This window comes from Pseudomonas sp. BF-R-19 (assembly GCF_019956445.1).
In the GTDB taxonomy this organism is placed as follows: domain Bacteria; phylum Pseudomonadota; class Gammaproteobacteria; order Pseudomonadales; family Pseudomonadaceae; genus Aquipseudomonas; species Aquipseudomonas fluorescens_BH.
On the sequence record NZ_JAHBDN010000085.1, the window covers coordinates 17377 to 29979 of the forward strand.

The 12603-nt window shown below is 61.6% G+C and carries 8 protein-coding genes; 3 read left to right on the top strand and 5 right to left on the bottom strand.

Features of this window, described 5'->3' with window-relative positions:
• Positions 1 to 208: 208 nt before the first annotated feature.
• The 4 genes from KGB28_RS24845 to KGB28_RS24860 form a co-directional block, all read right to left on the bottom strand.
• Positions 209 to 1876: a bifunctional protein-serine/threonine kinase/phosphatase gene (locus tag KGB28_RS24845; protein ID WP_223448272.1), complete on the bottom strand. Its 1668-nt coding sequence runs from the start codon at positions 1874 to 1876 to the stop codon at positions 209 to 211.
• 7 nt (positions 1877 to 1883) lie between these two features.
• Positions 1884 to 3095, bottom strand: coding sequence for a nitrate/nitrite transporter (locus tag KGB28_RS24850; protein ID WP_223448273.1), 1212 nt, complete (start codon positions 3093 to 3095; stop codon positions 1884 to 1886).
• A 339-nt stretch (positions 3096 to 3434) separates the two neighbouring features.
• On the bottom strand, positions 3435 to 4010 hold the full coding sequence (locus KGB28_RS24855) for an ANTAR domain-containing response regulator (protein ID WP_008048624.1): 576 nt from the start codon (positions 4008 to 4010) through the stop codon (positions 3435 to 3437).
• A gap of 15 nt (positions 4011 to 4025) precedes the next feature.
• Positions 4026 to 5237: a CmpA/NrtA family ABC transporter substrate-binding protein gene (locus KGB28_RS24860; RefSeq protein WP_150724661.1), complete on the bottom strand. Its 1212-nt coding sequence runs from the start codon at positions 5235 to 5237 to the stop codon at positions 4026 to 4028.
• Between the two features lie 228 nt (positions 5238 to 5465).
• Between KGB28_RS24860 and KGB28_RS24865 the strand changes: the two genes are divergently transcribed.
• Positions 5466 to 6485 (top strand): quinone-dependent dihydroorotate dehydrogenase, encoded by a 1020-nt coding sequence (locus tag KGB28_RS24865; RefSeq protein ID WP_223448274.1) that lies wholly within the window; start codon positions 5466 to 5468, stop codon positions 6483 to 6485.
• Positions 6486 to 6745: 260 nt separating this feature from the next.
• Here KGB28_RS24865 and rmf read toward each other — a convergent pair whose 3' ends face one another.
• The gene (gene rmf / locus KGB28_RS24870) at positions 6746 to 6961 is read right to left on the bottom strand and encodes a ribosome modulation factor (RefSeq protein WP_003223300.1); all 216 of its coding nucleotides are present in this window, start codon (positions 6959 to 6961) and stop codon (positions 6746 to 6748) included.
• 530 nt (positions 6962 to 7491) lie between these two features.
• On the opposite strand from rmf, the gene rlmKL reads away from it, so the two are divergent.
• Complete coding sequence (gene rlmKL / locus KGB28_RS24875; protein ID WP_223448275.1) at positions 7492 to 9762, top strand: bifunctional 23S rRNA (guanine(2069)-N(7))-methyltransferase RlmK/23S rRNA (guanine(2445)-N(2))-methyltransferase RlmL; 2271 nt, start codon at positions 7492 to 7494, stop codon at positions 9760 to 9762.
• A 215-nt stretch (positions 9763 to 9977) separates the two neighbouring features.
• Complete coding sequence (locus KGB28_RS24880) at positions 9978 to 12377, top strand: GGDEF domain-containing protein (RefSeq protein ID WP_223448276.1); 2400 nt, start codon at positions 9978 to 9980, stop codon at positions 12375 to 12377.
• Positions 12378 to 12603: the final 226 nt, after the last annotated feature.

Consider the following 12603-nt stretch of genomic DNA (forward strand, 5'->3'; position numbering starts at 1 on the left):
CCGCTAGTTGCCTAGCGAGGACGCCTTTGTCCTGGTCCCGTTCTCTCGGGAAGTGCAACCTTCGTCGTTGAAGCCTGCGCTGTATGTCTGTTGCAAGAGGTAATGCAGCGGTTATGCCAAGTCGCTCAAAACCCGTATTTGTTGGCTTTTTCCCCGTTCACAAGGGCAGAACCGTGAGGGCGTGCACCGATTCAAGGCGCGTTGCCCGCTAATGGAGCGCAACCAGCAGCAGCACCAGATTGAGCAGCAACGACACCAGCGCCAATGTCCGCCAGACCTTCAGCGGCTCGCGCTCCAGTAAAGGCTTGGGGCGTACGCTCAAGCTGCGGCGTTCGCCCTGTTCCATCAGCAGCAGCCATTCTTCCGCCGTTTCGAAACGCTGGTCGGGGGCCGCCGCCACGGCGCGTTCCAGGCTATGGGCGATCCAGTCCGGCAGGTCGGGCCGGTAGCGGCTGGCGTTGACGGGGAGGCCAAACCTGGGGCGTTGGAACGCTTCGATTTCGCCATAGGGGTAGTGCCCGGTGAGCAGGAAATACAGGGTCACACCGACGGCGTACAAGTCCTGCCGTGGCGTCGGTACATCGCCGCGAAAGGCTTCGGGCGCGATGTAACTGGGTGTGCCCGGCAGCGCCCAGGGCAGGTCTTGCGAGAGTCCGGGGCAGTAGGCCAGGCCGAAATCCAGCAGGCGCAACTCGCCATCGTCTCCCAGCAACAGGTTTTCCGGTTTGATATCGCGATGCAGGATCTGCCGTCGATGCAACAGACCGACCGCTCGCAGCAGGCGTTCGGCGATGTCTTGCCACTGGGGCAGCGGCAAGGGTCCGCTGTGCTCATGCCGTTTGGCCAGGGTAGCGCCCGAATATTCACGCATCACGTAGTACAAATGCTGACGCTGGCTGGCGGCATGGACTTCAGGAAAGTGTCGCCCGGCCACGCGTTTGAGAAACCATTCTTCCGACAGTAACGCTTGCCCGGCCTGGTGATCGTCGTGCAGACGCCCGGGCAGGGTTTTCAGCAGCCAGGGTTGTTGCTGACTGTCGCGAACGCGATAAAGCAGCGATTGCTGGCTCTGTGCGACGATTCCCTCGACCTGCCAGCCTTCGAACGCCTGACCCGGTTTCAGGGCTGGCGGCAGTGGCCATTGCTGTAAGTGCATCAACGCATCGCCAATGCTCGCTTCGCCGAGGGCATCGACCCGCACCAGCAAGGCGCTGGCGTTGTCCTGGCTGCCCGCCAGGTGTGCGGCATTGACCAGGGTTTGCGCAGCGCTGTGCAAGTCCGGTTGATCGCGCAGGATCGCGGCAATCGCGGTATCGCCCAGGACGGCCCAGACGCCGTCGCTGAGCAGGACGAAGCTTTCATCGGGGCGCAACTCGCCGTCGAGAAAATCCAGCACCAGGTGTTGATCGAGCCCCAGCGCCCGTTTCAGCACATGCTGCATGCCCGGCTGGTCCCAGACGTGATCCTCGCTGATTCGCTGCAATTGGTCGGCGTGCCAGCGATACACCCGGCAATCGCCGACATGGGCCAGGGTAAAGCGCCGCCCACGCAGGACCAGCGCACTGAGAGTGGTCAGCAGCGGTTGTCCGCCGCCATTGGCCTGCAACCAGCGGTTCTGCGCCAGCAGCAGACGATCGAGTGCCTGTGCGACGCTCCAGGTTTCCGGCGTGGCGTAGTAATCCAGCGCCAGGGCCTGCAGCGTCGATCGGGCAGCCAGACCGCCATCGACGCACTGGCTGACACCGTCGGCAATCGCGAACAGGTAACCCTTGCTTGCGGCCAGCGCCGGAGCCGGCGTGACAAGGCGCAGGGCATCCTGGTTTTCCTCGCGAGGACCGATGGCGCTGGCTTCGGCGAAACTCAGTTGCAGGCTCATCGAGGCGTCAGACCCGCGCAGCCGTCACGGCGGCCGAACCCCAGGTGGTTCTCCAGCGACGTTTCACGCCGTGCAGACCGAACCAGGCCAGAACGCCGAGGCTGGCGAACAACCACAGCGCCAGTTGATAGCTGCCGGTGCTTTGCTTGATCGCGCCCATGCCGGCCGCGAGGGCAAACCCGCCGATGCCGCCGGCCATGCCGATCAGGCCGGTCATCACGCCGATTTCCCGGCGAAAACGCTGGGGCACCAACTGGAACACCGCGCCATTGCCTGCACCCAGACCGAGCATGGTGCAGACGAAAAGCGCCAGTGCGGCGTAGGAACTCGGCAGGTTGAAGCCGACCACGGCAATGCAGATCGCCGCGACGGTGTACATCGCCAACAGGGTTCGAATGCCGCCGAAGCGGTCAGCCAGCGCGCCACCCAGGGGGCGCATCAGGCTGCCGCCGAATACGCAGGCAGCGGTGTAGTAGCCGGCAGTCACCGGGCTCAAGCCGTACTGGTCGTTGAAATAACCGGGCAGGGCGCTGGCCAGGCCGATGAAGCCACCGAACGTCACGCTGTAGAAAAACATGAACCACCAGCTGTCACGATCACCCAGGGCCTTGAAGTAGTCGGCCATGGATTTGGCTTTTGGCCGCTCGGGGGCATTGCGGGCCAGCCAGGCGAAGACGATCAGGGTCAGGATCAGCGGAATCAGGGCAAACCCGAACACGTTGCTCCAGCCAAATGCTGCTGCCAGCACCGGGGCGATCAATGCGGCTAACACCGTGCCCGAGTTACCCGCGCCGGCGATGCCCATGGCCTTGCCTTGATGTTGCGGCGGATACCACTGCGAGGCCAGGGGCAGGGCGACGGCGAACGAAGCGCCGGCCATGCCGAGGAACAGGCCCAGCAGCAACGCCTGCTCGTAGCTGTGGATCCCGAGTTTCCAGGCACCGAACAGGGCGCAGATCACGATGACCTGGCCGATCAGGCCGGCGGTTTTGGGCGACAGGCGATCAGCCAGCATCCCCATCACGAAGCGCAACACCGCCCCGGCCAGAATCGGCGTGGCGACCACCAACCCCCGTTGCTGCGTCGTCAGGTGCAGGTCGGCGGCGATCTGTACCGCCAAAGGACCGAGCAGGTACCAGACCATGAAACTCAGGTCGAAATAGAGGAACGCTGCGAACAATGTGGGTGTATGGCCGGATTTCCAGAAGCTTGAATTCATTGCGCACCTCAGCTGTGAAGAGTCTCGAAAGGAGTCATGAGCTTGCAGGTGGGGCGCCGATACGGCCGCACCACCGGCCCCGTGCTGTGGGGCCAAAACGAAAAAACGCCGCCACCCGATCCGCCAAGGGCAAATGAGGTGCGCGACGTCTTTGTCGTAGGTGGGGCAACCGCCGTTGGTTACCTGTATCGATTACATAGCGAGATTTGTGCCAACAACCGAAATCGAGTCGCTGCCATTCGCGAGCAAGCCCGCTCCCACAAGGGAATGGCGTCGAACACAAATCACCTGTGGGAGCGGGCTTGCTCGCGAAGGCGATAGAACATTCACCACTGGGTTTCAGCCGAGCAACTCGCTCATGGCAATAATCTGCTCCGCCACTTGAATCAGCTTCTGCTGGCGGCTCATCGCCTGGCGGCGCATCAGCGTGTAGGCCTCTTCCTCGTTGCAGTCCTTCATTTTCATCAGCAGTCCCTTGGCCAGTTCGATGCGCTTGCGCTCGGCCAATTGCTGGTCGCGGGCATGCAGCTGGGCACGCAAGGCCTGGTCGCTCTCGAAGCGTGCCATGGCCACGTCGAGAATCGGCTGCAGGCGTTGTGCGTGAATGCCTTCGACGATGTAGGCACTGACCCCGGACTTGATCGCCTGTCGCATCACATCGGGGTCGTGTTCGTCCGTGAACATCACAATGGGTCGTGGCTGGTCGCGCGTCACCAGCACCACTTGTTCCATCACATCGCGCCCCGGTGACTCGGTATCGATCAGAATTACATCCGGACGCACCGTTTCGACGCGTTCGGGCAAGTCGATGGTCAGGCCGGATTCATCGATCACTTCAAATCCGGCCTCGGTCAGGGCGGCCTTCAGGCGCCCGACTTTTTTGGCGGTGTCGTTGATCAGCAGGATACGCAGCATGTTCGTGGTCTCCTGTCAGCGGCTGGCGGATCGGTGCGAGCTGTCGCTCATGGCGTGCAGTTTGAAACTGCGGGCATAACCGGCCGGGTCCGAGCCGTCCCAGATCTTGCCGTCGATCAATTGACTGCTGCGCATTTGCTCGGCTGATGAAGCAACGCCGACGGCACGGGCTGCTTCACGGTAGAGGTCCAGTTGCTGGACCTGTCGGGCTACCGCGAGATAGTCCGGATCATCGCGCAACAAGCCCCAGCGGCGGAACTGGGTCATGAACCACATGCCGTCGGACAGGTACGGCAGGTTGACCTCGCCATCCCCATGCAAGCGCAGCGCGTGCGGGTCTTGCCAGCGGTGACCAAGGCCGTCGGCGTATTCGCCCAGCAGGCGTGGTTCGATGCAGTCCAGTGGCGCGTCAAGGTACTGCGCGGCACTGAGCAATTGTGCGGTACTGCGGCGATTCTCGGTGCTTTCTTCGATGAAGCGGCTGGCTTCCAGAACCGCCATCACCAACACCCGGGCGGTATTGGGGTATTGCTCGACGAACGCACGGGTGCAGCCGAGGACCTTTTCCGGATGATCGGGCCAGATGGTCTGAGTCGTGGCCAGGGTGAAACCGAGGTCCTGTTGCACGGCGCTGGCGGACCAGGGTTCGCCGACGCAGAAGCCGTCGATACGCCCGGCCCGCAAGTGCGCGACCATCTGCGGCGGCGGTACCACCACGCTGTCGACATCCAGCAGTGGGTGTATGCCTTGGCTGGCGAGCCAGTAATACAGCCACATGGCGTGGGTGCCGGTGGGAAACGTCTGGGCGAAGGTGAGTTTTGAGCGAGTTTGGTGCACGTGCCGATCCAGTGCTTCAGGACTGGTCACTCCAAGTGTCTGCAAGCCGCGGGACAGGTTGATACTCTGGCCGTTCTGATTCAGGCCCATCAACACAGCCATGTCGGTCGCGGCCACGCCACCGATGCCCAGGTGAACGGCATAAATCAGACCGTAGAGGCTGTGGGCGGCATCGAGTTCGCCACTGACCAGTTTGTCCCGCAGGTTGGCCCAGGACGATTGCCGCTTGAGGTTCAGGGTCAAGCCGTGGGGCTGGGCGAAGCCCTGGGTGGCGGCGACGACCACCGAGGCGCAGTCGCTCAGGGCCATGAACCCGAGATTGATTTCGGTTTTTTCCGGGGCATCGCTGCCATTGACCCAGGCCAGAGGGCCGGCTGACGGTTCGTTCATCGCGTGTTCACCTTGCAAAAAAAACGTCGTCCCGAGTTCTTGCATGAGCAGGCCGGGGACGACGCCATTGTCTTTGCACACATTCGGTCGTTGGCATGGGTGCTGGTGCCCAGAGTAGTGCAAGGCATATGCCATTATCCGTTGATTTGATCACGCGCCTCGCTTGCCACCCCGTTGCCCGGCTATAATCGCCGCCTCAATTCGCCGCCAATCGAGTCAAATCCGCCCATGTACACCCTGGCCCGTCAGCTGTTGTTCAAACTCTCCCCGGAAACCTCCCACGATCTGTCCCTGGACCTGATCGGCGCGGGCGGGCGTCTTGGGCTCAACGGCTTGCTGTGCAAGGCCCCGGCGAAGCTGCCGGTGAATGTCATGGGCCTGGACTTCCCGAATCCGGTGGGGCTGGCCGCCGGCCTGGACAAGAACGGCGCGGCCATCGATGGATTCGCCCAACTGGGTTTCGGTTTTGTCGAAATTGGCACCATCACGCCGCGTCCGCAGCCGGGCAACCCGAAGCCACGCCTGTTCCGTTTGCCGGAAGCCGAGGCGATCATCAATCGCATGGGTTTCAACAACCTCGGCGTCGATCACCTGCTGGCCCGAGTCGCGGCGGCCAAGTACAAGGGCGTGCTGGGCATCAACATCGGCAAGAACTTCGATACGCCGGTCGAGCGTGCCGTGGACGACTACCTGATCTGCCTGGACAAGGTCTACGCCCACGCCAGCTATGTGACGGTCAACGTCAGTTCGCCGAACACGCCGGGCCTGCGCAGCCTGCAATTCGGTGACTCGCTCAAGCAGTTGCTGGCCGATCTGGCCGAGCGCCGCGCGGAACTGGCATTGCGTCATGGCAAGCATGTACCGCTGGCGATCAAGATCGCGCCGGACATGAGCGACGAAGAAACCGCACAGGTTGCGCAGGCGTTGATCGAAACCGGAATGGATGCCGTCATCGCCACCAACACCACCCTGAGCCGCGTAGGCGTCGAAGGTATGGAGCACGGTGAAGAGGCCGGCGGTCTGTCTGGCGCGCCGGTTCGTGACAAGAGCACTCACACCGTGAAAGTGCTGGCATCGGAGCTGGGCGGGCGTTTGCCGATCATTGCGGCGGGCGGCATTACCGAAGGCAAGCACGCGGCAGAGAAAATCGCCGCAGGCGCGAGCCTGGTGCAGATCTATTCGGGCTTCATCTACAAAGGCCCGGCGCTGATTCGTGAGTCGGTAGACGCAATCGCAGCCCTACGCTGATCCCCTTGTAGGAGCGAGCTCGCTCGCGATGGTCGATAACGATAACGCGTGCTTTCTGGATGCACGCGGTGCTCTCGGGTCCATCGCGAGCAATCGAGCGTCGACCGGCTGCTCCTACAGGGGATTGTTTGGACCAGCGAGCAGGCATAAAAAAGGGCTCCATGAAGGAGCCCCTGGGCCGTAGCCCGCCGTCCGGATGGGACGTGCGTGGTTAATTCAGTACAAATCAGATTGTCGTGTCGGAGTGTAGTGCCCTGTAATTAGCCGACGGCGTGAAGTTCGTTGAGTCTGTGGATTCCTGCAGTGCCGGTCATACCGTCCCAGTTGTCGCCGCGTCCTTCTCGCCAGCCGTTGATCCAGGCTTGACGTACCGACGGTAGAGTAAATGGGCAAAGCTCACGGGATTTACCACCAACGCCATATTGATATCCGCGCAAAAATGCTCTTTCCAACGGATCACGCTTAAGTCTTCTCATAGGGTGTTGCCCTCACTTGTTGACTGTATTTATCGCGTCGACCTCTATTGAGGTCTGGCAGAAAAACTCTGCCGTTGGCGGCTCGTTGCCGGCGTGACGAGCCAAGGTGTTGGCGTCATTGCGGCGCCAACCTGTATTGAGTTCTAACCAATGCGTCACATCGAGGGAATGATCGTTTTGTCATAAGGACGTAACTATTTATGTGCTAAGGCCATAAGTAACAGCGCGTTTTTAGCGTATTTATTGGCCAAACCCCGGTATGATCGGCCCTGCGCTGGATGATGGGCTTAATCCTTTAGTGAGAATGGCTCCCGTTGCCGGGAAGCACTATTCGACGAAGGGTCGACTTATGACATTTTGTTGCATCAACTTTTTTATCTGCCCTTGCATCTAAGCTCATTTAACCCGGGCAGCAAGGGTGGAACGGCACGCCTTCGTGCCACGCGGGCGCTCTTCGAGAAAAGCGCCTGATTGAAAACCGGACCGGCAATGCGTTGCCCGGTCACTCAGCTAAAGGTTCTGGAATTCCCATGTCCGATCGTTTCGAACTCTTCCTCACTTGCCCAAAAGGCCTTGAAGGCCTGCTCATCGAGGAAGCCGTCGGGCTTGGCCTTGAGGAAGCGCGGGAACACACCTCTGCCGTACGCGGCATGGCCACCATGGAAACCGCTTATCGCCTGTGCCTGTGGTCGCGCCTGGCCAACCGCGTGCTGCTGGTGCTCAAGCGTTTCCCGATGAAGGACGCCGAAGACCTGTACCACGGCGTGCTGGACATCGAGTGGCAAGACCACATGCTCAATGACGGCACCCTGGCCGTCGAATTCAGCGGCCATGGCTCGGGTATCGACAACACCCACTTCGGCGCGCTGAAGGTCAAGGACGCCATCGTCGACAAACTGCGCACCCCGCAAGGCGATCGTCCTTCCATCGACAAGCTCAACCCGGACCTGCGCATTCACCTGCGCCTGGACCGTGGCGAAGCCATTCTTTCCCTCGACCTGTCAGGCCACAGCCTGCATCAGCGCGGCTATCGCCTGCAGCAAGGTGCGGCGCCGCTCAAGGAAAACCTCGCGGCCGCCATCCTGATCCGTTCCGGCTGGCCACGTATCGCGGCCGAAGGCGGCGCGCTGGCTGACCCGATGTGCGGTGTCGGTACATTCCTGGTGGAAGCGGCGATGATCGCCGCCGACATCGCGCCGAACCTGCGTCGCGAGCAGTGGGGCTTCACCGCCTGGCTCGGTCACGTCCCGGCGCTGTGGAAAAAACTCCACGAAGAAGCGTCCGAGCGCGCCGCTGCCGGTCTGGCCAAGACACCGTTGTGGATTCGCGGCTACGAAGCCGATCCACGGCTGATTCAACCGGGCCGCAATAACGTCGAGCGTGCCGGCCTGAGCGAATGGATCAAGATCTACCAGGGTGAAGTCGCGACTTTCGAGCCGCGCCCGGACCAGAACCAGAAAGGCCTGGTCATCTGCAACCCTCCGTACGGCGAGCGTCTGGGCGATGAGGCGAGCCTGCTCTACCTCTACCAGAACCTCGGCGAGCGCCTGCGTCAGGCCTGCCTGAACTGGGAGGCGGCGGTGTTCACCGGCGCGCCGGACCTGGGCAAGCGCATGGGTATCCGCAGCCACAAGCAGTATTCGTTCTGGAACGGCGCCTTGCCGTGCAAGCTGTTGCTGATCAAGGTGCTGCCGGATCAGTTTGTCACCGGCGAGCGTCGCACCCCGGAACAGCGTCAGGCCGAGCGAGAGCAAGCGGCCTACGATGAAGCGCCGAGCGAGCCGCAAGAGCGCAAATACAACAAAAACGGCAATCCGATCAAACCGGTTCCAGCCCCGGCCCCGGTGATCGAGCAGCCGCGCCTGAGCGAAGGCGGGCAGATGTTTGCCAACCGCCTGCAAAAGAACCTCAAGGCCCTCGGCAAGTGGGTCAAGCGTGAAGGCATCGACTGCTACCGCGTGTACGATGCCGACATGCCGGAATACTCCATGGCCATCGACCTGTATCACGATTGGGTCCACGTCCAGGAGTACGCTGCGCCGAAATCCATCGATCCGGAAAAGGCCTCGGCGCGCATGTTCGATGCCCTGGCGGCGATTCCGCAGGCGTTGAACATCGACAAGAGCCGCGTGGTGGTCAAGCGCCGCGAGCGTCAGAGCGGCACCAAGCAGTACGAGCGCCAGGCGGCACAGGGCAAGTTCGTCGAGGTCAATGAAGGCGGGATCAAGCTGCTGGTGAACCTCACCGACTACCTCGACACCGGTCTGTTCCTCGACCATCGTCCGATGCGCATGCGTATCCAGAAAGAGGCGGCCGGCAAGCGCTTCCTCAATCTGTATTGCTACACCGCGACCGCCAGCGTGCACGCGGCCAAGGGCGGCGCGCGCAACACCACCAGTGTCGACCTGTCGAAAACCTATCTGGACTGGGCGCGTCGCAACCTGTCGCTGAACGGTTTTTCCGACAAGAACCGCCTGGAGCAGGGTGATGTGATGGCGTGGCTCGAAGCCAGTCGTGACGAGTACGACCTGATCTTTATCGACCCGCCGACGTTCTCCAACTCCAAGCGCATGGAAGGTGTCTTCGATGTACAGCGCGACCAGGTGCAACTGATCGACCTGGCCATGGCGCGACTGGCGCCCGGCGGCGTGTTGTACTTCTCCAACAACTTCCGCAAGTTCGAACTGGAGGCCAATCTCGGCGAGCGTTATGCGGTCGAGGAGATCACCGCCCAGACTATCGATCCGGATTTTTCCCGCAACGCCAAGATCCATCGCGCCTGGAAAATCATGGCTCGCTAAATAGCTGTGCTGATTCACTGTAGGAGCGAGCTTGCTCGCGATGGTCGATAACGATAACGCGTGCCTTCTGGAGTCACGCGGTACTCTTGCTACCATCGCGAGCAGGCTCGCTCCTACAGGATCCCATCAGTGCTGGTCAAATTAGTGGCTAATAGCTATAACTCAGTTCATGGCCAAAGGGCTTCTCCGCACCTGGCGTTTTGAGTTTGCGTTCTATGTCGTTGCACGCCGTGCGCCCCAGGATCCTGGGATTTATCAGCGAAGATGCCTCGGCCTGGCTGGTCGCGCTGCTGGTATTGCTGGTCGGCGGGGTGCTCACCGGGTTGTTGGCGTGGTCGACGCTGAACCTGTTTCACCATCAATTGCGGCAACGTTTCCAACTGCTGGCCAGTGAACGTTACAGCCGTATCGAAGAGCGTTTCGAAGATCAGGAGCAGCGCCTCGACGGCCTGCGCCGGTTTTTCGCCAATTCCGATTCGGTGTCCCGAGCGGAATTCGACGGCTACACCCAACCTTTGCTGCTGCGAACCCAGGCGTATTCCTATGCCCATCGGGTCACCCGTGACGAGCGGGCGACGTTCGAGCGCCGAGTGCGTGACGGAGGCTTGAGCAGCTTCGCCCTGAGAGAGCTCAACACCGACGGCCAATTGCAACCGGCCGGCGAGCGAGATGAGTACGTGGCGGTGCTGTATAGCCAGACTCAAAGCAAACTTGGCGCTCCCCTCGGTTACGACTTGCTGGCCCAGCCGCTGCGGCGTGCCACGCTCGATCGGGCCGATCAACATGGCGCCATGGCGGTGTCGCAACCGATGCATCTGGTGAGTATCGAGCCGGCTTATGCGCGCGGCGTGCTGCTGGTCGCGCCGGTCATGCAGCGCAACAGTCAGGACCACAAAGCCACGAAGCCCTACGGTTATGTCATGGCCGTGATCAGCATGCGCCAGTTGCTGGCGGACGGACTGCCGGACGCGAGTCGTGACTATCTCTCGGTGCGCATCCTCGATTTGTCGAGCGACGACCAGCACGAAGTGCTGTTCGAGTCGCCCAACCCGCCGGCCATCAGCGAGCTGTCCGCCACGCGCCTGTTGCGCATGGCCGACCATGACTATCAAGTCGATATCCAGCCCAGCGACGCGTTCGTGAAGGCCAACCATTCCTCCGTGACCAGTGTGGTGGTGTTGGGTGGATTGCTCAGCGTGATGCTCAGTGCCTTGCTGTATGTGTTGGTCAGTCAGCGGCAGCGGGCGTTGAAACTGGTCGAGCAACGCACCCGGGAGCTGCGCGATCGAGAGCAGGAACTGCGCGGCACCCATGGTCAGTTGCGTGGCGTGCTGAATGCCGCCACCCAGGTCGCGATCATCGCCACTGACCTGCGCGGCGTCATCAGCACCTTCAACGCGGGTGCCGAGCAGATGCTTGGCTATACCAGTGCCGAAGTGGTCGGCCATATGACCCTGGAGAACCTGCACCTGCCCCGGGAGCTGGTCGCTCGCTCGGCAGAGTTGAGTGCGCGCTATGGCAAACCGGTGCCGACCTGCCAGGCGATGCTGGTCGAAGGCGACGTGGAGGGCGGCCACGAGGCGCGGGAGTGGACGCTGGTGCGCGGCGATGGCAGCCATTTGATGGTCAACATGCTCGCCACGCCAGTGCTCGACGAACAAGGCCTGTGGGTCGGGCACCTGGCGGTGTGCATCGACATCACCGAACGCAAACGGGTCCATGAAGCGCTCGCGGCGCGGGACCTGCTGTTGAAGAAACTCAGCGCCCACGTGCCCGGTGGCATCTACCAGTTCAAGATGGAATTCGACGGACGCTTCAGCGTGATCTATGCCAGCGACGGCATTCGCGATATCTACGAGCTCGAACCTGACGTGCTGCTGCTCAATGCCGAAGCGATCTTCACCCGGATTCACCCTCAGGACACCACCCGTGTCCGCGCCTCGATCCGCGCCTCGGCCGACACCCTCAGCCCCTGGCGCGAGGAATACCGTGTGCAATTGCCGCAACGCGGTCTGCGTTGGGTGCGTGGCGAGGCCACGCCGGAGGAACTGCCGGGTGGCGGCGTGCTGTGGCATGGCTACATCTCGGACATTTCCGATATGAAGCGGGTGGAGGAGGAATTGCGCGCGCTGTCGGTCACCGATTCGCTGACAGGTATCCACAACCGGCGTTATTTCCAGGAGCGCCTGACCACCGAAATGGCCCGGGTGGAGCGCGGCGGTGGGGATCTGTCGGTGATCATGCTCGATATCGACCATTTCAAGCGCATCAATGACCTGCATGGCCATGCCATCGGTGATCGGGTGTTGCAGGCCGTGTGCCAACGGATCGGCCACCGGCTGCGTCGCACCGATGTGTTCTGCCGCCTGGGCGGTGAGGAGTTCATGGTGCTGTGCCCTGATATCAGCGGCGAACATGCCTATATGTTGGCTCAGCAATTGTGGCAAGGCTTGCGCAGTTCACCCATTGAAGGTGTCGGTACGGTCACCGCCAGTTTCGGGATTGCCAGTTGGCGGGTCGGGGAGGGCGCGGATGCCTTGCTGTTGCGCGCGGATTCGGGAGTCTATGCGGCGAAGCAGGCGGGAAGGGATCGGGTCGAAGGGGAGATGAATTAACCCGGGTTGTACGCGATTAATGTGGGAGCGGGCTTGCTCGCGAAAGCGTTAGTACAGTCAACATTGATGTAACTGACATTCCGTTTTCGCGAGCAAGCCCGCTCCCACATCTATGGTTACCCCCTTTTCTGCAATACTGTTGTTGATGTCGTGTTTGGCTTGCTTTCATCTATCCGGCGTCTGAGTTGGGGTTGTCGCCCCGCGCCTCGATGAGAATCGATGCCCA